Consider the following 24,954-nt stretch of genomic DNA (forward strand, 5'->3'; position numbering starts at 1 on the left):
ACAGAAAAAACATGGAAAAATAGAGGTTCTTATTCACATTAAATTCACCTTATGTTATAATTATCGTCATAAGTGAACATTAAAAATGTTAAATAAGACCCTTGCTATTCTAGGAGTTTTAAATTGGTTCATGTCGCCAAACTAGAGACCAATTTAAAACTGAGTATAGTGGGGTTTTTTTTCTGTCTACATATTAAAAAAAACATTTTTTCTTCAAAATACAATCTTTCTTTTTATCTTATATTGTTATTAAAATAATATCAATCCCCTCAAGTAGCCTTTGTTATCCTATCTGTAAAAAACATGTGGATTTATTCACGCTAAAAGCATATCTGAATTTAAAAGTTTGTATTTTCTTATTATTTTTTAATTTTCTGATAAATAAATATAAAATTTTTATAATGAGCACTTTACACATAACTATAAGACCTTCGTGTTAAAATATTTCTAATTATACAATTTATGAGAAAAATATTAAGTTATATAATGACAAGTTTTGATTACCCGATTATAAAAATTAATTATTAACCTCCAAGAATATATCAAAATACTACACTATAGATTAAAATGTCTTTTAAATAATTTATATTGGGTGATACGTCTTGTGCTTGGAAGGGGGCTTTACATTGAAGAATTTAATGGGGAAATTGTCGAAAATTAAAACTGAAAAGAAAATAAGTAGTAGACAACTAGCAAAGGAAATTGGAACAAGTAAAACAACAATTGATAACGGACTTCAATGTAAAACAGAAGAGTTTAAATTTGAGATTTTCTTAAAGTTAGTTCAAGCCATTTGTGATAGTTCGGAAGAGCAAGGAAAAATCATTCATGAATATATTCTTCTTTGTAAAACACCATTAAATGTACAAAAAGCATTATGCTATTGCCAAGCAATGGGAGAATACAAATTAATAGCAGATATTATAGAAAAACATTCAGATACAAAAGGATTAAAGAAGTACTTAGCGGTTTATAAAATACAGAACAAAAGGAATCAAAACATAGCAAGAGGTCAGCAACTATTGGATGAGATGTATGTTAAAGATTTCTCTTCAGATACAGTGTGCCAAGCAGCCTTAAACATTTTATATATGGAAGCTATGTATGATAAGCAAAATTATAATGCTGTTATCCCTTATGCTGATCGCACAGATGTTATTTTAAAAGAAGTAAAACAAGAGTACGTTAAGCAATGCTTGGAAATGAAATATAAAGAGCGTTTGGCTTATATATACTTAATGAGAAATGACTTAGAAAGATGTCGCAATACATGCTATGAAATTCTGGATTCTGAATTAGATATTTCTATTATTAAAGCTACAGCGTGGTGTTGTTTAGGAGAAAGTTTCACATTTGAATGCCCATCTACAGCTGAGAAGTATATTAAGAAAGCTATTTCTCTTTGTGAAAGTATTCAAGTTCCACAAAAAACACAAAAATATGTAGCGTTTCATACTACACTAGCGCATTTATATATAGAAAATGGTGTTAATTTGGATGAGATAAGATTTGATCTTATTCATTTATCTGAGAAAGCTTTTTTTGAATGTATGCATGGTGATAGGGAAACAGGAATTAAGCTATATGAAGAACTGAGAAAAGATGGCAAAAATTTCACGGCTTTTCAACAGTATTCGTTTTCGAAAATAAATAATGATATAATAGGATTAAAAGAATCGTTAGAATCTTTTGAATTGACAGGTAATATCTTTTATTCGCAATACGTCAAGAAAGAGCTATTAAAAGAAGAGGTGAAGTCAAGTGAATAAATTTTTAGCGGTTACGTTATATACCGTAATGCTATTGACATCGTTTTTTCAATTAGAAACACCAGATTCACAACATGCAAAAGTGCAAGATACAAATAAATATGTTATGCAAAGAATGGTCGACCCCGGCGGTGGTTAAGCCGTTTAAGCAAGAAAGACGCTACTAAAAGGTAGCGTCTTTCGTACTTTATAATGGTGGTTCATTATTTAAAAGCGTAAAAATTTCGTGCCACTAACACATGAAAATATAAAAAATTCACGTAAATACGGGAGGGTTACATAATGAATCTTAATCAAGAATGGTTTAATGAAATGATTGACCAGGACAATCAAATTTTAGAAACTTATCGTGAATTATTACTGTTAATTGGAAATTTCCAAGAAGAATAATGGATTTCAGCTATCTTTTAGTTTATTTTTAGTCTCAATTCTATGCGTTAAATATTTTGCATACTCAATCAATTCATTTTCTAATAGTGGTTTATCTTTATCAGGAACATTTTTATAACTTTCGTACAAATCTTGGGCTAAACGTTCTACAATTATTTTTCGATCTTCTGTTGTAAGAGCTTCACTATCACCAATTTTATGATTTAGGAGTCGATCAGTACTTACATTAAAATAAATGGAGATCTTTTGGAGCGTTTCAAAACTTGGCTCTTTCCTGTTATTTTCCCAGTTGGAAATAGTACTACTAGCGACTCCTAAAACATCACCAAGTTCCTTCATATTTAATCCTTTAAGTGTTCTTAGAATTCTAACATTTTCCCCGAAATAATTCTGTATCATTTATTTCACTCCAATCGATTTATTCACCTTTGGGATAGTAATTCACCGTTGGGATAAAAAAGTTTCCCGAAAGGATTGACATTCTACTTTAAGGAGAATAGAATGTGATTAAGGGGGTGAGAAATTGACTGTTATACGCAATATTAGAGAATCAAAAGGGTTAACAATTCAAGAGCTGTCGGAGGCTTCTGAAATACCCGTGAAAACTCTGTATCACATTGAAACTGGTACAAAAGGAGTTATTGAAAATAGGGCCAAACTTCTTGCCGATATTTTCAATGAACCAATTGAAAAACTTTTTTTTGCTACGTACTATCGAGCAAGATTAGAATGAAACAAATTTCATTTACTCGTTAAACAATAATTATACATCTATATTGTAAATGAACAATACAGAAAAAGGATAACTTAATTAGTATTTTTCAAGTTAATAAAACTGAAAATTTAGTTTTTAATGATCTTTGAAAATTGTATATCATATGAGGGAGCTGTTAGTCATGTTGAAACGTTCGTATCAAATGATACTCATTACAATGAGTACGCTTCTTGTAGCAATAAACTTCCTATTTCCGTTTACTAAGGTAAGTGCTGAAGTAATTCAGCATGAGCAATATAAAATGGATTGGAGTTATAGCCATCAATATGGGAAAGATGTTCGAACGGAACTCCTCAAAAATTCTAATGGGCAAATTGCGTACTGTCTTACATATGGACTACGTTCACCGAATGGTGAGGATCTTCCAGAAGTAGGGCGAGCAGATAATGTGGTATATAGAATTTTAATGAATGGATACCCACAGAAATCTCCACAAGAATTAGGTGTTTCGAATTGGAAGGAAGCTCATTATGCAACGCAATTAGCGGTTTGGAATGCATTAGGACAATTATCTATTTGGGAGCTTGAGCATCGTAATGCTAATGTTGAAAAAGCAGCTAAGGAAATTATTTATGCGGTGAATCATAGTAACGCAACACAAGAAACTTACATGAATGTAATTCAAACTGATAAACAAGAAGCAAAACTTAATGGTGAGTACTTTGAAACGAGTTTGTACCAAGTAGAAAGTAACGCTAAAAATGGTGTATTCACTGTAAACCTTAAAAATGCACCGAATGGTACAAAAATTGTAGCTGAGAATGGAGAAATGAAAGAACAATTCCAATTAGGAGAGAAATTCCGTATTTTGGTTCCGAAATCCTCCAATACAGGTAATCTTTCCTTAAAAATCACTTCTAACCTAGTCAATTTACATGCAGTTGCTTACAAAGGAACTGATAAAATTCAAGATGCTACCGTACTATTAGAGCGTAGTGAAGAAAAAGTAAGTACGGATTTAAATGTGAGTTGGAAATCAGTAGGTCAATTAGAAGTTATTAAAGTAGGAGAACAAAAAGAAGTATTACAAGATGCGGTATTTGATGTGTTTAATAGTAAGAATGAAAAGGTTGGTACTATTACTACAAATGAAAAAGGAATTGCTAGCCTTTCTGGTTTAGAAATCGGAACTTATACTCTTAAAGAGGTAAAATCACCTACTGGCTATGTACTGAATGGGCAGCCACAACAAATTGAAGTTAAAACAGGTGAGGTTGCAACAATTACAGTACAAAATACGAAGGTAAAAGGAAACATCGAGATTAAGAAATCAAGTGACAGTGGAAAAACACTTCCAAAAGTAGAGTTCACAGTGTATACAGCAGAGGGAAAAGAAATCACAAAAACAATTACAAACGAGCAAGGGATTGCACAAGTGAAGGATCTTCCGTATGGAAAGTATTATTTTGTTGAGACAAAAGGGGTAGAAGGATACCTTCTTAATCAAACTAAATATCCATTCGAGATTAAAGAGCAAGGAAAAACACTGACATTTACGGTTGAAAATAAAGAAGTAAAAGGAAACGTGCAACTTCTAAAAGTAGATGGAGAGAATCCAGATAAAAAATTAGAAGGTGCGGTGTTCATTCTTCAAGATAGTAAAGGTAAGAAAATTAGTGAACACAAAAGTGATAAAAACGGTTTGATTGAAGTAAAAGACTTACCATTTGGAGCATACTCATTTGTTGAGAAGCAAGCACCAACTGGCTATGTTTTAACGAAAGAATCTATTCCTTTTAGTATCTCGGAACAAGGAAAGACAATCATGCTAACAGCAAAAAATAAGAAAATCACAGGAGAGTTAGAGATTAGTAAGGTAGATATTGCGGATGGAAACAACAAGCTTCCGAACGCTGAATTTACTATCTTTAATGAACAAGGAAAAGAAGTTGCAAAAGGAAAAACGGATGAAAACGGCATTGCAAAATTCAAGCTTCCATATGGAAAGTATACGTATAAAGAAACATTCGCACCAGACGGCTATTTACTGAATGAAGAGATATTCCCTTTTGAAATTAAAGAGGATGGTCAAATTATTAAGCATACGGTAAAGGATCAGAAGAAACCGACACCACCTACACCAGAGACACCAAAACCAGAACAGCCAGAACAACCACAAAAACCAGAAATACCACAAAAACCAGAGCAACCAGAAGCACGACAACCGCAGGTACCGGAACAACCAAAAGTAACCGAAAAACCTGTCATTCCACAACTAGAGAAACCACAGCAGATTGTTATGAAACCACAACTAGAACAAACACCAAAGAAAATCGAAACGTATCTTCCAACAACAGGCGGTAAAGCCGAAAATCCATACATAAAATGGATCGGTCTTGCATGTGTCGTACTTGGCTCAATTGGAGCTGTATTTGCAGTAAGAAACCGTAAGAAAGCTCAATCATGATATGAAAGAATATGAAGCTCATTTTAGTGAATCAGATGAAAATCCGTTAGGCTTTGCTATTGGATGTCGGAATGCATGTATACTCGTTATTCCCATTTGGATCGTTGTTTTTTGGATAGGGAGCAAGATATAAGAAACCGAGAGGGAGATGAAATGAGATGTCAGAAATCCACGTCGGTAAAATGAAAAAAATAGGGAAACTTGGGGAAGACGTTATGCAGCGCAAGAGTGCTTGGTTGTCTGAAGAATTGATGCAAGCAATTTCAATCGCTCAAACTGTAATTAAACCATTAAAGCAACATGATTATTGGATAGAATCCGCTACAAAATTATTGGCAGGAAGTATTTTATATCTGGATCAACGGCATAAAAAACTATACTACCTAGATGTGAAAAAAGTTATTGAGTTCACGGAAAAAATGTATGAGAGTGAAGCGAACTTGGTAGAGGTAATAAATTCGCTCGAAAATGAGCATCCAGCATATCATATTTTTCATGAGCTAGGTCTTTATTCAAAAGAAACAAGGGATGCGATAACTGTCACTTTGCTATACATTCTTGAAAAACATCAACGTGAAAAGCAAGGGGAACAAAAAGAGTATTTTTGGTTTCAGTAGCAGTCAGAAGAGGAAAATGAAATAGGAAGGAGTGCAATACATGTTAGGCGTAGCTAAGAAGTATACAAAGGTGATTAGAGCGTTGAAAGAACTGAATGAAGGGGAAAAGGTTGCAGGTGTGATAAAAGCCCGATTTGGGGCGTATAAAACGGTCATAGAAGGTGTAAAAGAAAACGCCAACGATTTTATTTTCATTTTTGATCCAAAAGGTATCTTTTATGAAGATACCCATCACGAAAAACGAAAACAAGGGTATCACATCATCAAACATGATTTACTAACTGGTTATGAAACGCTACAAATGGATCTAAAACAAAAATCTGTTGTGTACATCAGTGTAGAAACGGAAACAAGTACGTATCAAGAGAGAGGAGAAGCATTATCTAATTTTCTTCAGTATCTAACAGAATGCAAGAACATAAGACCAATTCACCTGGTATTTCATCAATATGATTTGTACCCGATCCCTCATATGGAGCAGTTTTTGAAAGAAAGCGCAACATACCACATTCAGCATTCAATCGTAGTTGAATCTCAATCCGCATTACAACACATATACGGAAAAGAAGCAGCGCAACGCATCATAACCACGTATAACACAACAATCCTAGCATGATCTAAAGCACTCGTTCACTATTTCATCCTATCTAGATGGCTAGAAAACTAGACAAGGGAGAATCGTTTTTCTCCCTTCTTAATCAAAAATAGGAGGCGTTCATATGGGAAAAGAAAAAAGACTCACATTTTATGATATTGCGGCATCACAAGCTCATAGTGTTAAAACTTTTGATGGAAAAACATACGAACTGAAAGGCACCATCGCAATTGAAAATAGCACAGGAAGCATTGAAAAGGTGGCTCAAATTTATTATCAAGTGCGCTCGGTTAGAGATGAACATCAAAACTTAATTGCTAAACGAAAAAATAAACATGCGGAATTAGTAGCTGTCAAACAAAAATGTAAATAAAAAAAGCGATTTTGAAGTGTGCTGAGAACATAGCACAAAGTAAGTTGTTCTTTGACAATTTAGATATATATTGTGTATCTCTTCCTTTCAGTAATGATGTAGAAAGGTGAAATATACAATATATATGCGTGCCTCCCTTCGAAAGGTCACTAGAGGGGTTAGGTATACGATTATCGTTGGGTGAGTAAGATCGTAAAACTCATCTGTGACCACTGGGAAATGCAGTGTATCAAAGACCTGTTTGTGTCAGTACTCGTGAGGAATATCCCATTTTGACATTCTGAAGAAGCGAGGAACATCACAACAGTAGATACATAAGGTTCTACGTTCACGCCAAAATACGTAGTGCGGTATTGGGCATATAGAAGCTAGGTCGGGATTAGTCTCTATACGCATACCAATACAGGGTTCGTCATTCCAGCCATAAATGGTATTTCCATTTTCTATCCCACTTTCCTTTAAATGTTATAAAATAAAGACAGATGTTGGAGTTTAAAAGTGTCTCATCACACTTCAAAATCGCTTATAAAAATATGACATAGGGAGGAACATACATGAGTCGTAAAGGGTGGATCATTTCCGCTGTTGTTGGACTGTTAATTGCAATTGGTATTGGTTCAACATTTGTCTTTAGTTCGGGAAAAGGGGAAGTAATGGAGCTTAGTCCGTTAGAAATGAAGAAGTTCATGAGTGAGGATGGCACAGGTTTTGTTATGCTAACGTCTAACATGAGGCATAGTGAAGAGTGGATCTTTCTTGTAAAAAAAATAGCTAAAAAAGAAAAAATTGAAGTAAAAGGTTTAGATGAAAATCGTGACGATATTCCAAGTACAAGTAACCCTCATGATTGGGGATTATCGCAAAGAAGGGATACTCTTGCATATTATGAAAAAGGTAAGGTGAAAAAAGAGATTAAATTTACAATTGATAAACTTCCAGAACTTGAAAAAGAAGTTACCTATTTTGTTCAAAATTGCAAAGAGCAATATCAGAAGTAATCACATAATCATTGAAAGGTGGTGATACAGTGGCGATTACACAAAGGGAATTAAAAAAAGAAAAAGATATGGTAGCAAACCTATTAAGAGCCAATGGTCAGGATTATAACCATTGGCTTCATTTACATCATCAGAAATACATTGAAGAAAATCAAGATCTAGTAATGAAGGCTTTGCAAGCTTATAAAGCAACATCAACAGAAGTAAAGGAAGATAGCAAGGCGAATGAATCAAGTCAGCTTAGTAACGTATAAGCATTTAAAAATGAAAAGGGAGTGAATGTATATGTCAATGTTGGAAACATTATCTCAAATGTTAGTGTTAGGTGATGCGATGGATGGTCTAATTAATACAGGTAATTCTTTTATTGCATGGATGCAAAGAGGGGCAATGGTTAGTACAGCGATTGTATTTTGCTGGGGCGCTTATCTATTAATTTGGGGCGGTGAACGAGGAAGACATAAATGTATTTGGTGGTTTCTTGGTGGAGCAGCCGGACTTGTTATCGTAATGGGATGCCAATACTTAGCAGAGAGCGTAAATAGCAATGTAAAATTTGGTCAAATCTTATTCCCGTTTTTCTGGATGAAATAGTGAAAAAATATAAATAAGGCAATGAGGAGGCTATGCAAAAGGTATGGCTTTTTTTGTTGCCTTTTTTCATTGGAATTTAAAGTAGATGTGAGAAAGGAGAAGCCATGTTTGTCATTTTTAAGAGTAGCAATGGAACAGAAATTGAGTCGGGTAAGCAATATTCGTTTCATGAAGCTTATATCTTAACGAGGCGATTAGAACGAGTTTATAGAGAGGCAGGGCGGCAAGAACATATTGATTTCGATTTGCTAGATGGTCATTCTAATGAAATTTATAACGGTACGTTATCACTTGGTTCGAGATATGCAGATCACATTTTTGATCACATTTCTAAAAAAATGAATGTGATGCAATTAGATCCAGAACAAGAGGAACAAAAAAAGGAGCTGTTAGAAACGTTAGAAAGGGAAATCAATGATTCTCCCTTTCATGAAGAATATGAATATCAAGAAGAATCATCAGAAAGGAAGGAAGAATCCTCTTATAGTTCAGCGAATGAAGTAAAAACACTAGTAAAGCCTGGAAAGGAAAATAGAAAAGGATTCAAGATTATTGCGAGTGTCATAGGAAGTGTGGTGTTAATTGGAGCTGGTGCCATATTTGCCTTTAAGTTATTCTCCTCCGAACCAGTTTCAAGTGCAAATGCTGGCTCTGAACAATATGTAGTAAAAGGATTACAACAGGCAGCCATTCAGCAGTATGGAGAAGCCGTTAAATACTTCGATAAGGTCAATTACACAGAATTAGATAAAGATAGTCAGAAGGCAGTTCTATTTACTTATTTATTAAATGGAAAGGCAAATAAGGCATTACAATATGAACCGAAATTTGCAGAAAGTGTGGTTGCTTATTTTATTGGGATAGACAACATGAATAAAATCAATGAAATTGATGTCAAAAATGATGTAATCGATTTTGAAAAAGCAGCACTTAATAAGAAATATGAGGAGGTAATTAAGCTTAAGGATAAAGTCAATATGGACGGTAGACGTGAAAAACTCATTGTTGAAGCTTTTGTAAATCTAAAAAAATATGAAGATTGTTATTCCTTTGCTAAAACGCAAGGAAATAAAAATGTAATGAAAGAGGTCAAAGAATTAGAAAAACGAGATATTCAACAATCTACGATAAGTGAAGAGGAAAAGAAAGCTAAGATTGAAAAAATTGATAAAGATCTACAGAACATCTAAGGGGGAGAGAATAACATGCCTTTAAATTATGAGAATCTGTACAAAAAAATGGGAATTGTTTTTCTTGGTGGTTCATTAATATTAAGTACGACAGGTTGCAGTTGGTTTGGAAGTAAGGAATCATCAAAAAGTAAATCAGCTATTACAAAAAAAGTAGATAAGAATAAGCCGGAGGAAAAGAAAGAAGATCTGAACAAACAAGATTTTGAAGCAATTACAGAGAATGCAATTCAAAGTAAGGATAATGAAGTTGCTTATGTACTCGAAGAACTGGATAAATCAAAAATTAATTTTAAAGAAAAATCTATTGTAAGTAATCTTCAAAATGGGGATGACACCACTTCTCGTGTTCTAGCACTCTTTGATAAAGAAACAACAGATAAAACACTTCAAGATACAACAAAAGATAATGTGATTGCAGCTATTACGGATAATAAGCCACAAGTCACCGTGAATGGAGATCATTTTGCATTCGGTGATCAAAATATTGATTCTTCAGTAGCGAGTATAGGTGATATTCTTCCATCAGAGAAGAAACCAGATACAATTGTAAACCCACCAATTATAACGGAGGGTGAGAATGGTAATACGGAAAATACAGGGACAGAAAAACCAAAGCCACCAATAGAGCCGGAAAAACCAACAAATCCAGAGAAGCCAACAGAACCGGAAAAACCAAAAAACCCAGAGAAGCCAACAGAGCCGGAAAAACCAACAAATCCAGAGAAACCGACAGAGCCGGAAAAGCCAACAGATCCAGGTAAACCGACAGAACCGGAAAAACCAACAAATCCAGAGAAACCGACAGAGCCGGAAAAGCCAACAGATCCAGGTAAACCGACAGAACCGGAAAAACCAACAGAACCAGAGAAACCAACAGAACCAGAGAAACCAACAGAACCAGAGAAACCAACAGAACCAGAGAAACCAACAGAACCGGAAAAACCAACAGAACCAGAGAAACCAACAGAACCGGAAAAACCAACAGAACCAGAGAAACCAACAGAACCAGAGAAACCAACAGATCCAGAAAAGCCAACAGAACCGGAAAAGCCAACAGAACCGGAAAAACCAACAGAACCAGAGAAGCCAACAGAACCGGAAAAACCAACAAACCCAGAGAAAACAACGAATCAAGAAAAGCCAGTTCTGAAACAAAATGAAAAGATGGTAGCGAGTAAATAAAGAGAAAACAACTAATTTTGCCAAAAAGGTACTCATAAAAAGAGTACCTTTTTAATTTGAAGCTGGATTGAACAGAGGTGATACTTTGATATGTATAGTGAAAAGATATCAATCAAATATAAATTAGCTGAAAAAGAAGTACTCATTCCATTGAGTGCTTTTTTGTTTGTTGGAATGTTTTTGATCGCTAATTTTTTACTCAACTTATCTTTAGAACTGATAGAAACAACTTTTAGTGATTTATTACATCCCAAACCGTTTCATATGGAGATAGGATTTCTTTTTCGGATGCCAATTGCAGAGCATCCAATTTACTACTTGCTTGTTTTCCTTGTAGTGATTGGAACTATTGCAAGAACGGTGTATAAGCTGAAATCTTCCTTTAAAAACTTAAATAATCATCAGAAAGGTTCTAGTCGTTTTACAACAGTTGAAGAGTTGAAAAAGCAATACCGAGCTGTACCAGATCGAGAGGAATCATTTAAAGGTGGCGGTGGTGTTGTTATCTCCCGACTAGGTGATAAGGTATTCATTGATGATAGCCCGGTAAACAACTTAATTATTGGTACAACACGCTCTGGTAAAGGGGAAACTTATGTATTTCCTACAATTGATGTCTATTCTAGAGCGGAACATAAACCCTCCCTAATTTTTAATGATCCAAAGGGGGGTGCGACACGTTCCTAAGTGAAAAGCTTAGGCACTGTCGGACAATTGTTCAACAGTGAACTTTCATTCCGAGTTGTCAAATGATAGGGTAACGCCTTGAAGGGCACCTCTAATATTCCGACATGCGGTTAGATTGGCAAGAGTCTAACGGTTTGAAGCTCGGGGAAGTCGGCTGAGAGCTACCGTAAGTTAAAATACACGAAAGCTGTCCAGAGGTGGGTGGTGTAGCTTATAGGCCGGGGGTCTACAAAACACTTATGGTTAGAATGCACGATGATGCAATCGCGAACTTTGAAAGTGCAGACGAATCTCTGATGGTACGGGTCTATATCGGAAGCATATCGAAAGGTATGTTGACACAATTAGTGTCGCTATTGTGGGCTAGTAAGACTCTCCTTTATGAACGTCCATATGTTGTTACAGGCAACATCAAGGTAGCAGGCTCATAGGAGAAACCTAAAAGTGTATGTACAGATAGGAATGAAGGAACGTGGTAAGCTACCAACGCAGAGGACTTGCTTCTGACGAAGCGTTTCTAGGGAAAGCACTAATGAGATTAGTTAGTCGTATAACCTAGATTTATGGTAGTGAAGGTGGTGGCATAGTACCTATGAAACGTCTAATGAACGTGGAGGGATAGCCACTAGTCAATTGCAGGCTAATTGTTACTTACGGTTAACATGGATTCGAGTAAGACTAAGAGATGTAGTGTTTCTCCATAAGGAGGCTACAGCCCATGTTAAAGAAAACCAAGCTAAGACATAGCGAATACTACGATATGCAAACGAAATATGATCAACTATATTCCTATAGTCTTAACGGTAACAATTTCTATAAGTTAATGGATATGATTGGTTCAGAAGAAAATATTAGATTAGCGTATAGAAACATTAAAACAAATAAGGGTAGTAAGACCGCTGGTGTAGATGGATTAACTATTAAAGATATTTGGCATTTAAATGATACACAGGTAGTAAAACAAGTCAGAAAAAGATTGAAATGGTATCGACCGCAACCCGTTAAGAGAGTATACATCCCAAAAGAGGGAAGCGATAAGATGCGCCCATTAGGTATTCCTACTATTTGGGATAGACTTGTCCAACAGAGCATTTTACAAGTGCTTGAACCCATATGTGAAGCGAAATTCCATAATCATAGTTATGGATTTAGGCCAAACAGAAGTACTCATCATGCGCTCAGTCGAATGGTGAGTCTAATGAATCTAGGGCGTCAGCATTATTGTGTAGACATAGATATCAAAGGTTTCTTTGATAACGTAAGTCATGGGAAATTACTCAAGCAGTTATGGACCTTAGGTGTGCGTGATAAATCACTCCTAAGTGTTATCTCGAAAATCTTAAAATCTGAAGTTCAAGGAGAAGGTATCCCAACTAAAGGAACACCGCAAGGTGGTATTATATCTCCCCTATTATCCAACGTGGTTTTAAATGAATTGGATTGGTGGATTAGCAATCAATGGGAAACTTTTCAGCCTAAGAACTATAAGACGGCTATAGCCTTTAGGGGCTATGCTCGTAAATACACAAATCTTAAAGATGGGTTTATTGTGCGGTATGCTGACGATTTTAAAATCATGTGTAGAACATATATTGGTGCCAAAAGATATTATTATGCCACCATTGATTTCTTGCGTACGAGATTAGGACTTGAAATTAATGAGCAAAAATCTAAAGTAGTTAATCTTAAAAAGAATTCTTCGAACTTTTTGGGGTTTAAAGTGAAGTTGGTTCAACAAGGTCAATCTAAACATGGCTATGTTGCCAAAAGTAGTATGACGGACAAAGCTATGCAAAACACCAAAAGAATTCTAAAGGATAAGGTAAAAGAAATCCAAAGGCATCCAACATCAGAAAATGTACTTAAATTTAATATTACCCTTATTGGCATTCAAAATTATTACAAGTACGCTACTAAAATTTATATAGATTTGACAAAAATTAACTACACTCTACTCAAATCCATGAAAAACAGGCTCAGTGAAAATGGAAAAGTAATTCAATTTTATGAAACTCCTAAGAAATTTCAACTACGTGCCAAAGGAATTCAGTCTAATACTAAAATATATACAGTTTGTGCCACACCTTTACTTCCAGTTACAGGCGTACATCATAAGAATCCATGGAACTTCTCACAAAATATATGCAATTACACCGCAAAAGGTCGTAATAAAATTCATGAGAATCTTAAAGCTATACCTAAGGATGTCTTAAAACAAGTCATGGCAACATACTCCCGAAATAGGAGTATTGAATACAATGATAACAGGATATCGAGATATGTTGCACAATACGGAAAGTGCTATGTAACTGAAGAAGTTATAGGTATAGATAGGGTACATTGTCATCATAAAATTCCTTTGAAAAGCGGTGGAACTGATAAATATCACAACTTAATAATTGTGGATAAATATATACACCAATTAATCCACATGACAGATAAGAATAAAATCAGAGCTGCGCTCTTGGCGTTGAAATTGAACGATAAGCAATTAAATAAATTGAATACACTCAGAACTGAGGCTGAAAATGAACCGATAACTGTATAAATTGACTTATATCAATTAGCTGAAAATGATGGGACGCCGTATGACGGGAAACTGTCACGTACGGTGTTAGGTGGGGGAAAAGGTGGAGATGATATCAAAGCTTTACCTATCACGCACAATTGTTCAGCGCATCGAAAGAAACGCTGGAAGAACGAGGCTATCACATTGAAGTTTTGAACCTGTTAACTCCACTTGATTCTATGAGCTATAACTTATTGCAGCTTGTCAAAGATGCCTATAAAGATGGAGATTATTCAACGGCACAGGCATTATGTAAGACACTCTCACACACTTTGTATTACAACCCAACTGTAAAAGATCCTTTTTGGCAACAGTGCGCTATGAGCTTGTGTAACGCTATGATATTAGCCGTTACAGATAAATGTATTGCGGAAGGTACAGAAGAAAAAATCACAATGTATGCAGTTGCAAATATGTTATCAGAACTTGGTTCAAAAGAAGTAATTGTAGATCCGGAATCTGATCCCCAAAATGCATTAGATTTATACTTTGAAGGTTTACCAGCGGATAGTGTTGCGAAGATGCAATATGCAACCTCAAACTTTTCAAAAGGAACGACACGAGGTGGGATTTTCACTCAAACAATGAACGGACTTTCTATTTTTACATTTGATGAGATCGCTAAAATGACAGCAAAAAATAGTGTGGATTTAAAACGTGTCGGTTTTGGAAAAACGATAAAAGGAAAAGTGACACCTAGAAAACGAGTAGACATTGTATTTCCAGATGGCTCAAAGGAGTCTATCAAGGCAGATATTACAGGACGTTTTGCATTAGATTTCAAACAAGTAATACAAGTTGGAGATACCATTCAATGTAACGAAAAAGAAAACCCTCAAAAGAAAACATCTATTACTATTACAAAAATAGATGAAAAAACGGGTTATACAGAATTTAAAGTGGTAGAAGAAAATGAAGATATGAAAATAACAAAAGTGGATTATTTCGATAAGCCAGTCGCTATTTTTATGATTACACCAGACTTTGATTCTTCGAACCATGTGATTGCTTCTATTTTTGTAAGGCAGCTTTATTTTATATTGGCAAAGGGTGCATCCCTCGCTCGTGGAGGGAAATGTCACCGTGAGGTGGTTTTTTGCCTGGATGAGTTTGGTAATATGCCAAGTATTGAAGGGATGGCGAATATTATCACGGTTTGTCTCGGTAGAAATGTTCGCTTTAATCTTATCATTCAAGCATATTCACAATTAAAAAATAAGTATGGTGAGGATGCAGATACGATTGATGGAAACTGTGGGAATACCATTTACATTCTAACTAACGATCAAGAAACCGCCGAAAAAGTGTCCAAAAAACTAGGGAATCAGACGATTAACCTACCTTCTCGAAGCGGAAAAGGTCTTTCTACTGATAAAAATAAAACGGAAGGTCTAGATCAACGCCCACTGCTAACAGCAAATGAACTTATGAATTTTAAAGAAGGTGAAAGTGCCGTTATTCGTGTTATAAAACGTCAGGATAATAACAGAAAACGGATTAGACCTCGCCCAATTTATAATACAGGAGAAACAGCCTTAAAATACAGATGGGAGTACTTAGGCGTAGAATTCGATACAGATAAATCTATTTTAGATATAGATATTGATTCCCTACATGATGACGTAAATCCAAATTCACTCATTGTAGATTTTTTAGGAGAAAGAAAGGAAAAACCATCAGAGCCGAAACAGGAAGATTTACCACCAGTAGAGACAATGCAGCCAATAGAAGAATCAACCATGATGGGAATTGATGAAGAGATTCCCGAAGAGGCGTTTCAGCAGGAAGATAGCCCGTTTGATTCTCTCTCCATTGAAAATTGGAAGAAAAAAACGGTTAATGAATTTTTTGAATCTGATTTAGCAGTTTTGAAACTAGTTGATAAGTTCTTTTTAGAGCAATTAGGTAAATCAATAGTTGAAGTTGAAAATCAAGAAATGGGCGAGTTTTACAGTGAATTTCAAATGTTAGCTCACAATGACCACATCGACAAAAGTGTTTATCAAGCAGTCGAAAACAAGATTAATCGAATCTTACGGGATTTAGAAGAAAAAGTAACAAGTTAGAAAGCACTCAAATAATTGAGTGCTTTTTTGATTCCAAACATAAAGGAGGAACAGGGAATGTGTGTACCGACAATAACGGATAAAATGCAATTGATTTTAGATAGCTACTCGCCATTTGTGACAGAAGAAAATGAGGTCATTCTTGGTCTAGAAGATGCGGTTCTTTTCCTTTCAGTAGATCGGGAACAAAAAGGGAAATTGATTATTCGTATCGACAGATTAAATGAAAGAGTGAGTTGGACAGCAAAAGAAGTATTGGGACAATAGCAAGTATGAGAGGAGGGTAAATCGTGAAAGATGAAGAGATTTTAAAGGTTTTAGAAACGTTCTCGGATTATCTTCAAGTAGGAGACATCGTGAATTATGTATTACGTTGGCTAGGATGGTTTCTAATTGTAGGTTTATCTTTAGTTGTAGATGCTTTAGAAGGTGTGACAGATGCCATACTGGGGATTAAAGGATTCTTTAATTCACCGGAAATACAAAATTTTGTTGATATGTTATATCCATTGTTTGTCGTTCTTTTAGCCATTTCGTTTTTATATATTGGCTATATGTTTATTATGAACAAACAAATGAATCGTTCTCAAATTATCATCAATATTTTCGTAACATTGAGTGTACTTTGTTTATTAAGTACGGGTATGACAAAGGTTGATAAGTTCACCGATGATGCCATAGCAGTTGTGAAATCTGAACAAAAGGGTTCTTTAAGTGATGAAATTATTAAGAAGAACATAACAGATATTGCAGTAATAGATGAAAATAAATGGAAAAAGAAAGAAGATATGAATCCGAAGAATCACATTCCAGAAAAAAATATTAGACAAATAGATATTACAGAAAAAATTGATTCCGATTTCAAATTTACAAAAGACAAGGATTTATCAGATGGTGGTCAAAAAATTCTACAGAATAAAAGGGTGATGGATGCGTTAGGAGTTGCATCTTTAGCTGAATTGAAGGATGGATGGTTTGATTTCTTTCCAGAAAAGTATTATCGCTGGCACTGGAACTTTTGGAATATATTCTTTACTTTACTGATAACAGGATTAACTTTGTTATTGGTGAGTATTAAACTAGCTAGGTTATTTTATGAATTAGCATTTAACTACTTGTTAGCGAACATATTAGCACCAGCCGATGTTGCGAATGGTCAAAAGTTAAAAGCTGTATTATCTAATATCCTCAATATATTTATAGCAACGATTATGATATTCCTATCTTTGAAGCTATACCTAATAGGAACAGCTTTTCTCCATGACAAATTAAATGGTGTACCGTATCTGATTGCATTAGCCGCATTTAGTATGGCTGTTCTAGATGGTCCAGCAGCTGTAGAAAGGTTATTCGGTATAGATATTGGATTAAAGAGCAGTTGGGGTATGTTAGTAGGTGGTTTCGCACTTGGCAAAGGAATTGGCAGTCTTGCAAATTCAAAACCTATGAAGAGTCTCGGAAATATGATTGGAAAAGGAGCGAAAGGTGCAGCAGAAGGAACTGGTGTTGCAGCAGCTAAAACAGCAAGTGCGGCAGCGATGGCAACAGGTGGCGTGGCAGGGCTTATAAGCGGTTTGAAAAAAGGGAATGAGTCTGAAAATAAAGAGTCCTTGCAAGATCAAATGAAAAAAGCGGATCAGAAAAAAGAAAAAGGTAATGATTTAGCAAAAAAAGAAAAAGAAAAAGGTAACTTAAATAAGGAAAAAGATAAAAAGAATGGTGGTACGCCATCTATTCAAGAAGACATGAAAAAAGGAGGGAACGAAAACCCTGGGGTAGCGAATGGGCAAGAATCGGGAACAACAAGTCTTCAAGATGAAATGAAAGAGGCTGGAAAATCAAATGGAGCAAATGAAGGAGTTCAAACACCAGGAGGCGTAAGACAAGGAGCAAATGAAGGAGTTCAAACACCAGGAGGCGTAAGACAAGGAGCAAATGAAGGAAGTCAAACACCAGGAGGCGTAAGACAAGGGGCAAATGAAGGAGTTCAAACACCAGGAACAGTAAGACAAGGGGCAAATGAAGGAAGTCAAACACCAGGAACAGTAAGACAAGGAACAAGTGAAGGAAGTCAAACACCAGGAACAGTAAGACAAGGAACAAGTGAAGGAAGTCAAACACCAGGAACAGTAAGACAAGGAGCAAGTGAAGGAAGTCAAACACCAGGAGGCGTAAGACAAGGAGCAAATGAAGGAGTTCAAACACCAGGAACAGTAAGGCAAGGAACAAGTGAAGGAGTTCAAACACCAGGAACAGTAAGACAAGGAGCAAGTGAAGGAAGTCAAACATCAAGACCAGCATCAAGTGGAGGAAGCCCGGCACCAGTGGAAACACCAAGATCAGTACCAAGTGGAAGTAGCCCGGCACCAATGGAAACACCAAGATCAGTACCAAGTGGAAGTAGTCCGGCACCAATGGAAACACCAAGATCAGTACCAAGTGGAAGTAGTCCGGCACCAATGGAAACACCAAGATCAGTACCAAGTGGAAGTAGCTCGGCACCAGTGGAAACACCAAGATCAGTACCAAGTGGAAGTAGTCCGGCACCAATGGAAACACCAAGATTAGTACCAAGTGGAAGTAGCCCGGCACCAATGGAAACACCAAGATCAGCATCAAGTGTAGGAAGCCCGGTACCAGCCGATATCGTAACGGTGACACATAGTAGCCCAATTATTCCTTATGAAAGTGATAAAGAAGTGGCAGCAAGTAGAAGTCAAGAAACACGGACATTAGGACAATATACAACCGATAAAGTTAAAAATACAACATCATCCATGAAACAAAAGGTAAGAGGAGTGCAAGAGCGCATTCATAATTCTGAAACGGTACAGAATACAAAGCGTTTTTATCAGATGGGGCAAAATACGGGTAAAAGTTGGAGAGATATTGTAAACAAAAATAAAAAGAATACAGATAAAAAATAAGCGTAATCGTACGCTTATTTTTTATTGTCGAAAAGGAGGGAATCCCGATGAGAAGCTATCGGATTCCGAAGGAAATCAGTACAGAATTACGGATTAATAAAGTGCTTTATTTAATAGATTTCTTTTTACTAATTGGTTTATTAGTTGTAACGATGATTCTTAGGAACTTCGTACATGAGTCCTTTCAGCTACCATTTATTCTTTTCATGGTAGCTGTTGCAATTATCATGATTTGGCGACCAAGTACGAATCCACAAAAACGAATGTATGAAGTATTGATTATTACATTGCTAAGAAGGAAAGGTGCATATTGCGCCATTGATAACGATCAATAAGGGAGGGATCACATATGGCGTTATTCAGCGAAAAAGATATAGAGAAAGAAAAGCCAAAACAACTAGAAAGACCGAAGAAAAATGCTTTTCGATTTAACGAAAAAAATGTAAAAGAATCAATTTTTGAACCAAAAGAAATTGTGAAGGTGCTACCCGACAAAAAGAAAGAAGAAAAACCAAAGGTAGAACCAAAAGTAAAAAAACAGAAGAAAGAAAAGCCAAAGAAAGACGATTCGAAAAAGAAAAATCCAAAACTGTTAGGTTTTTTATCTAGAAAAAAGAAAGAAGCACCACCAAAGGTAAAGAAAAGTATTGCGGAAATTATGCAAATTGTAGACATGACAGAGGATGGCATATTTGAACTGAAAAATGAGGAGTTTCTAGAAATTCTTCAAGTGGAAAGTGATGATATGTTCTCTAAGAATAGCGACGAGCAAGCATTTGTTATCTTCTCACATGCGTATTTTTATCAAGCCTACAAAGAGTCCATTAAACTCGTTTTTTTAAACTTCCCATGTCAAACAACCGAACAACAAAGATATATTGAGAAGAAAATTAAAGAATGTACCAGTCCTTTGTATGAACGAATTTTAAATCAAAAGTTAAAAGAACTTCAGTTTTTAGAATGGGGCAGAACCAATCGGGAAGCCTTCTTATTTATTTATGGAGAAACGGAATTAATCGTAAAAGAACGTGTAGATGCAGCAAAACGATATATCAAGCGCTCTACTGAACTATTAGAGGTGGATGAAGAGAAAAAGTTAGAGCTTATGTTTAAATTGTTCAATCAAAATGCAAAATTAGGAACGAAAAATATATGGTAGTAAGGGGGCAACAATATGTTTGCGTTCAAGAGTAAAAAATCTAAAAAAGAAAAACAAGAGGAACTAAAAAAGAAGAAAGGTTATAACCCCTTTTTAGTGGCTAGAGTTCAGCCACAAGGGGGAATTAGTTTTAAAGAAAGTTATTTTCAAACAGGTGATGGATTAGGTACTTGCATTCATGTCTATGATTATCCAACAGAAGTAAATGATTTTTGGTTAGAGCAAATTATGAATATGCCGAATGTGATCACAACATTAGATGTCATGAGTGATAATCGAAATGAAGTTATTGAATCGATTAATAAATCCATGAGTGAACAAAGTGTTCGGCATGATACAGCGAAGGATAATATAGATCGGATCGATGCAAAAAATGAATTTTTAGAGCTGGAAGCTCTCTATACGGATTTGAAACAAGGTGAGGTTATGAAACGTATTCATATCCGTATCTATGTTTCCGCTAGAACGTTAGATGAGTTAGAAAAACAAGTAAAAGAAATCATGGAAACATTAGAGTCTTATAACTTTCGAGGAGCTGTCTTTTTAAATGAACAAGAGTATGAATGGGATGCACTCGTAACGAGCTTTGATACACAAAAAAATTATGTGAACCGAAGAAAAGGGAAAGAAATTCCGGCAGTCAGTTTGGCTGGTGGGTGTCCGTTTCATTATTCCTATTTGCACGATCCATACGGCACGTATTATGGAACAACGAAAACAAAAGGAAATGTTATTTTTGATATTTTTCATAAAGACGAACAAAGAAAGTTTTATAACGGTGTAATGATTGGAAAGCCTGGTGCTGGAAAATCAACATTACTAAAAAAGAAATCGGTAGACTATGCAAGTAAAGGTCATTTTATTCGTATTTTTGACATTGTAGGTGAATTTGAGGAAACAGTACGTGATCTGAACGGGAAAACAATTGCATTAGATGGTTCACAAGGTCAAATTAACCCACTTCAAGTATATAAGACAGCAGAACTTGAGGAAGTTAGTTTCACTCAGCATTTATCTAAACTCACAATTTTTTATCGATTCATTGCGCCAGAAGCAAAAGATGATGAAATTAAAGAATATGAAAACTTGCTTCGTAAATTATATATTCGTATGGGATTATGGAATGATGAAAAAGGAGCGAAAAATGAAATTACAACAAGAAAACCAAAAGAATATCCGATTTTCTCTGACTTTTTAATGTTTGTTCGCAAAGAATTATATCAAGATGTAAAAGCTAAAAAACATCATGATAATTTAGGAGATAGTAGAATTCATCGTTTAGAATTAATTGAATTAAATCTTACGAATTTAGTAGAAGCATATGCACAATTATTTGATGGTCATTCCACTATTGAAAACTTTAAAAAAGAACAAGTTGTATCGTTTTCCTTACGAAACATTTCAAATTTTAAACCGGAAGTATTCCAAGCGCAAATTTTTAATGTTTTTAATTTAATATGGGATGAAATGATATCCAATGGTGCGCCACAATTAGAGGCATATACTAAACAACAACTTGCTTTTGAAGATGTAATTCGTTATTTCATTATTATTGACGAGGCTCATCATATTATCAACACGAAAAAAGAAAGCGCTCATGCCCTACAATTTTTAACTAAATTTAGCCGAGAAGATCGAAAATATTTTGCTGGTCTTTTATATGCAAGTCATACAATTCGAGATTTTGTACCGGAAGGATCTTCACAAGAAATGATTGATGAAATTAAAAAGTTATTTGAACTTACACAGTACAAATTTATTATGCAGCAAGATAATAACAGTTTAGATATGTTACGAAAAGTATTTGCAGGACAGTTAAGCGAAAGTGAAATTGCAGCGATTCCACATTTGCCAACAGGGGATGTCATCTTAAGTATTGGGGCTGTAAAAAATATTCATTTTCATGTAGAAGTAACAGACGAAGAATTGATGTTATTCGGGGGAGGTGCTTAATACCATGCATCTAGTTTTGAAGGTTATACCAAAGAAATGGCTCATCACTTTAGCGCTACTTGTGATGGGTCTTTTTTCTTTTCTTTTACTTGGAGTGGTTAGTATTTTCATAGCAGCAATGGGGAGCGATAGTGGAACAGACACAGGTGATATTACGTATACAGGTGAAGGGCAAGTCATGAATGTTTCGCCTGAAGTTCTAAAATGGGAACCTACGATTCGGAAGCATGCGAAAGCCTTTGGTGTGGAACCATTTGTTGCTTTAATGCTTGCTCAAATGATGCAAGAAAGCGGAGGACGTGGTAGTGATCCGATGCAGAGTTCCGAAGGCGCATTTAATACAAAGTATTGTAAAAAGCCTAATTGTATTACAGATCCAGACTACAGTATTTGGGCTGGTGTACAAGAATTTAAACATGCGATAGAAAGAGCTGGTGTAACGAGTCCTGGTGACATGGATCATATAAAAACAGCCCTACAAGCCTACAATTTTGGTACTGGATTTTTTGATTTTGTTGCTTCAAATGGTGGTAAATATACAAAAGAAATAGCTATAAAATTTTCGCAAGAACAATACAAAAAAGTAGCTCACACTGGTATGTATCATTGCCTTAGGCCGGAAGCTGTACCGTTTCAAGCGTGTTATGGGGATATCTTGTACGTTGATGCGGTTTTGAAATATTATCAGCCTGGTTCTGTTGTATCTGGTGGTGGAAGCAATTCCGGAAGCGGAGGAAGTAGCGGTGTAAAAGTTGTAGATGTTGGTCGTCCATTGATAGGAAAAAGTACCTATGTTTTCGGTGGAGGACGAAAGCAAAGTGAGATTGATAGAAATATATTTGATTGCTCAAGTTTTGTGCATTGGGCATTTAAGCAAGTAGGAAGAGATCTAGGACCTGTAACAGATGTTAATACAGAATCACTAAATAAAATTGGTCAGAAGGTATCACCAAATGACATGAAAGCTGGTGATGTAATATTTTTTGATACTTATAAAAAAGATGGGCATGTCGGTTTGGTTATAGATAAGGATCACTTCATTGGTTGTCAAACGAATAAAGGGGTATCTATTGAAGATTTAAATAATCCGTATTGGAAAAAGGTCTTTTCTGGTCATGTAAGAAGGTTCTAAAAACCGAAAGAATAGGAGACTAAAAGAATGAAAGATAAACGGAAGTCCTTGTTTATTGTGTTTGTCATTTTAGTTGTAGGTGTAACAGCTTTTAATATCTATTTGAGAAAAAAATCAATGAGTGATGGCAAAGAAAAGCAGTTAAAACTTTCAAATGAATTACTAACAAAGCAAAATGAAGACTTAAAAAAACGACTGGATAAGGTGCTTCCTTCCGCACAAGAACAACAGAGAAGGGCGTATTTATCGACAGCCGAAACGTTTATTCAATTATCATTTCATCGAGAAAAAGAAGGCTACAGTGAGCGAAAAGAAAAAGCAAAATCCATTATGAGTGAAGAACTTTTACAACAATTTTATCCAACTGATAAATACGAAGTAGGAGATACGTATAAAACAAAACCAATAGAAATGAAGTTTTATTTACAAGAAAATGAACCGGATAAAGAGGAAGTAAATGTGTTAGCTGAATTTATAAATGTCACGACAGATTCAACGCAAAATCGAGAAGAAAAAGTAAACAATGTGTTACGAATCATCATGAAAAAAGAAAAGGAAACATGGCGAGTTACAAGTGTGGAAGAGTTAAATATGAAAGTTTTATAACGAAAAAGGTGGGGTGAGAGTGTGATAGGTGCAATTGGTAAGGAGAGTGAAAGAATCAATCTAAGAAAAAATAAGTCGTGGATCTACTTAACAATTATCAGCTTTCTATTTTTAGGTTTTTTCGCTTTCTTAACATCTAAAATTTACATGCCAAACGATGAAAAACTATTTCATACAGAGACAAATAAAGTAATTAAGTTGTCGGGTATGGGGAAATTGATTGTAGAGAAAAGGGGATACAATCCACACAAAAACTTTATACAAATTTACTTTCGATTAGAAGGATATGAGGAAACAGGATATACATTTAAAGCACAGCAAAAAACAAATCCAGGTGTTCAATTACCTGTCAAAGTATTGTATGAGGAGAACGGAAAATACGTAGTAGAAGTAAAAGATTTATCTCCGAATTGGGGAGCATTAGCTTTCGATATTTACAATAAAAATGGTGAGAAAGAACAAATGGATATTCGTAAATTCACTCAAGATGTTAACGAATACGAGGAAGAAAATACAGCAACAAAAAGTCCGAATAAATTAGTTCAGACGATTTTTACCGATCAAAGAAAAACAAAAGCGAATGACGAATTGATAGCTGAAGATAAAAAAACATATGAGCGAGATTTTATAGAAAGAGACAAAAAGGATATTGAAACAAAGATAAAAAATTATGGGAAAGCAATCAAACTGGAAGAAGAAAATGCGAAGACAGTTTATGAAAAAGTAAAAGAATTACAAGATGAAATGAAGTATCAAACGGAAGCAGAAAAAACGGAAACACAATCAAAAATAGCATCACTAGAATCAAAAATAAAATCATCAGAAAAGAACGTGGAATTGTTTAAAGGGGAACAAAAAATTGCACGAGATAAAATCAAAAAGTTAGAGCAAAAGGAACAAGAAATTAATAAAAAGTGAAAAAAGATATAGGGACACAATGGGGACATTGAGGTGAAATAAGG

General features: G+C 35.2%; 22 protein-coding genes and 2 pseudogenes. 23 read left to right on the plus strand and 1 reads right to left on the minus strand.

The features are described 5' to 3' along the window. The first annotated feature begins 638 nt into the window (after positions 1–638). The gene (locus NST86_RS31515) at positions 639–1,769 is read left to right on the plus strand and encodes an AimR family lysis-lysogeny pheromone receptor (RefSeq protein ID WP_086424307.1); all 1,131 of its coding nucleotides are present in this window, start codon (positions 639–641) and stop codon (positions 1,767–1,769) included. Beyond that, entirely contained in the window at positions 1,762–1,908 is a 147-nt protein-coding gene (locus NST86_RS31520) for a hypothetical protein (RefSeq protein ID WP_001031951.1), read from the plus strand. The genes NST86_RS31515 and NST86_RS31520 overlap by 8 nt, the downstream gene beginning before the upstream one ends. Positions 1,909–2,165: 257 nt before the next feature. Here NST86_RS31520 and NST86_RS31525 read toward each other — a convergent pair whose 3' ends face one another. Then, the gene (locus NST86_RS31525) at positions 2,166–2,558 is read right to left on the minus strand and encodes a helix-turn-helix domain-containing protein (protein ID WP_000615757.1); all 393 of its coding nucleotides are present in this window, start codon (positions 2,556–2,558) and stop codon (positions 2,166–2,168) included. Positions 2,559–2,682: 124 nt separating this feature from the next. Here NST86_RS31525 and NST86_RS31530 point away from each other — a divergent pair, with 124 nt between their 5' ends. The 21 genes and pseudogenes from NST86_RS31530 to NST86_RS31630 all read left to right on the plus strand — a co-directional run bounded on the left by NST86_RS31530 (position 2,683) and on the right by NST86_RS31630 (position 24,910). Further along, positions 2,683–2,892, plus strand: coding sequence for a helix-turn-helix transcriptional regulator (locus NST86_RS31530; RefSeq protein ID WP_000216138.1), 210 nt, complete (start codon positions 2,683–2,685; stop codon positions 2,890–2,892). A gap of 163 nt (positions 2,893–3,055) precedes the next feature. Further along, on the plus strand, positions 3,056–5,341 hold the full coding sequence (locus tag NST86_RS31535; protein WP_098617070.1) for a SpaA isopeptide-forming pilin-related protein: 2,286 nt from the start codon (positions 3,056–3,058) through the stop codon (positions 5,339–5,341). Between the two features lie 158 nt (positions 5,342–5,499). Then, positions 5,500–5,958 (plus strand): TRAG family protein, encoded by a 459-nt coding sequence (locus NST86_RS31540; RefSeq protein WP_098617069.1) that lies wholly within the window; start codon positions 5,500–5,502, stop codon positions 5,956–5,958. 40 nt (positions 5,959–5,998) lie between these two features. Further along, positions 5,999–6,574, plus strand: coding sequence for a hypothetical protein (locus NST86_RS31545; protein ID WP_098617068.1), 576 nt, complete (start codon positions 5,999–6,001; stop codon positions 6,572–6,574). A gap of 103 nt (positions 6,575–6,677) precedes the next feature. Then, positions 6,678–6,926, plus strand: coding sequence for a hypothetical protein (locus NST86_RS31550; protein ID WP_000514061.1), 249 nt, complete (start codon positions 6,678–6,680; stop codon positions 6,924–6,926). A gap of 554 nt (positions 6,927–7,480) precedes the next feature. Further along, positions 7,481–7,924, plus strand: a complete 444-nt coding sequence (locus NST86_RS31555) for a hypothetical protein (RefSeq protein WP_025966419.1) — start codon at positions 7,481–7,483, stop codon at positions 7,922–7,924. Between the two features lie 29 nt (positions 7,925–7,953). Continuing rightward, positions 7,954–8,178 carry a hypothetical protein gene (locus tag NST86_RS31560; RefSeq protein WP_001018798.1) on the plus strand — a complete coding sequence of 75 codons (225 nt, stop codon included), beginning with the start codon at positions 7,954–7,956 and terminating at the stop codon, positions 8,176–8,178. A 31-nt stretch (positions 8,179–8,209) separates the two neighbouring features. Next, positions 8,210–8,518 carry a hypothetical protein gene (locus NST86_RS31565; RefSeq protein WP_000062187.1) on the plus strand — a complete coding sequence of 103 codons (309 nt, stop codon included), beginning with the start codon at positions 8,210–8,212 and terminating at the stop codon, positions 8,516–8,518. Positions 8,519–8,622: 104 nt separating this feature from the next. Continuing rightward, a complete protein-coding gene (locus NST86_RS31570; protein ID WP_098617067.1) occupies positions 8,623–9,708 on the plus strand; it encodes a hypothetical protein in 1,086 nt (361 codons plus the stop codon). A 15-nt stretch (positions 9,709–9,723) separates the two neighbouring features. Continuing rightward, entirely contained in the window at positions 9,724–10,893 is a 1,170-nt protein-coding gene (locus tag NST86_RS31575) for a hypothetical protein (protein ID WP_332278777.1), read from the plus strand. Between the two features lie 90 nt (positions 10,894–10,983). After that, positions 10,984–11,562 (plus strand): annotated as a pseudogene (locus tag NST86_RS31580) (type IV secretory system conjugative DNA transfer family protein); the annotation flags it as partial. A gap of 736 nt (positions 11,563–12,298) precedes the next feature. Next, a complete protein-coding gene (gene ltrA, locus NST86_RS31585; RefSeq protein WP_061664829.1) occupies positions 12,299–14,128 on the plus strand; it encodes a group II intron reverse transcriptase/maturase in 1,830 nt (609 codons plus the stop codon). Positions 14,129–14,244: 116 nt separating this feature from the next. Next, positions 14,245–16,215: pseudogene (locus tag NST86_RS31590) on the plus strand (VirD4-like conjugal transfer protein, CD1115 family); the annotation flags it as partial. 57 nt (positions 16,216–16,272) lie between these two features. Beyond that, positions 16,273–16,482, plus strand: a complete 210-nt coding sequence (locus NST86_RS31595; protein ID WP_016128119.1) for a hypothetical protein — start codon at positions 16,273–16,275, stop codon at positions 16,480–16,482. Positions 16,483–16,505: 23 nt separating this feature from the next. Continuing rightward, positions 16,506–19,142 carry a pLS20_p028 family conjugation system transmembrane protein gene (locus NST86_RS31600; protein ID WP_340935266.1) on the plus strand — a complete coding sequence of 879 codons (2,637 nt, stop codon included), beginning with the start codon at positions 16,506–16,508 and terminating at the stop codon, positions 19,140–19,142. Between the two features lie 47 nt (positions 19,143–19,189). Next, positions 19,190–19,477 (plus strand): DUF5592 family protein, encoded by a 288-nt coding sequence (locus NST86_RS31605; protein ID WP_025966424.1) that lies wholly within the window; start codon positions 19,190–19,192, stop codon positions 19,475–19,477. A gap of 14 nt (positions 19,478–19,491) precedes the next feature. Next, positions 19,492–20,301, plus strand: a complete 810-nt coding sequence (locus tag NST86_RS31610; RefSeq protein ID WP_098617319.1) for a hypothetical protein — start codon at positions 19,492–19,494, stop codon at positions 20,299–20,301. Positions 20,302–20,316: 15 nt separating this feature from the next. Continuing rightward, positions 20,317–22,254 (plus strand): VirB4 family type IV secretion system protein, encoded by a 1,938-nt coding sequence (locus NST86_RS31615; RefSeq protein WP_025966426.1) that lies wholly within the window; start codon positions 20,317–20,319, stop codon positions 22,252–22,254. Positions 22,255–22,258: 4 nt separating this feature from the next. Beyond that, the gene (locus NST86_RS31620; RefSeq protein WP_012263719.1) at positions 22,259–23,386 is read left to right on the plus strand and encodes a bifunctional lytic transglycosylase/C40 family peptidase; all 1,128 of its coding nucleotides are present in this window, start codon (positions 22,259–22,261) and stop codon (positions 23,384–23,386) included. Positions 23,387–23,413: 27 nt separating this feature from the next. Then, a complete protein-coding gene (locus tag NST86_RS31625) occupies positions 23,414–23,992 on the plus strand; it encodes a MerR family transcriptional regulator (protein WP_098617318.1) in 579 nt (192 codons plus the stop codon). A gap of 21 nt (positions 23,993–24,013) precedes the next feature. Continuing rightward, entirely contained in the window at positions 24,014–24,910 is an 897-nt protein-coding gene (locus NST86_RS31630; protein ID WP_025966429.1) for a hypothetical protein, read from the plus strand. The last annotated feature ends 44 nt before the right edge of the window (positions 24,911–24,954 follow it).

Source organism: Bacillus sp. FSL L8-0199, from assembly GCF_038005705.1.
GTDB lineage: Bacteria > Bacillota > Bacilli > Bacillales > Bacillaceae_G > Bacillus_A > Bacillus_A cereus.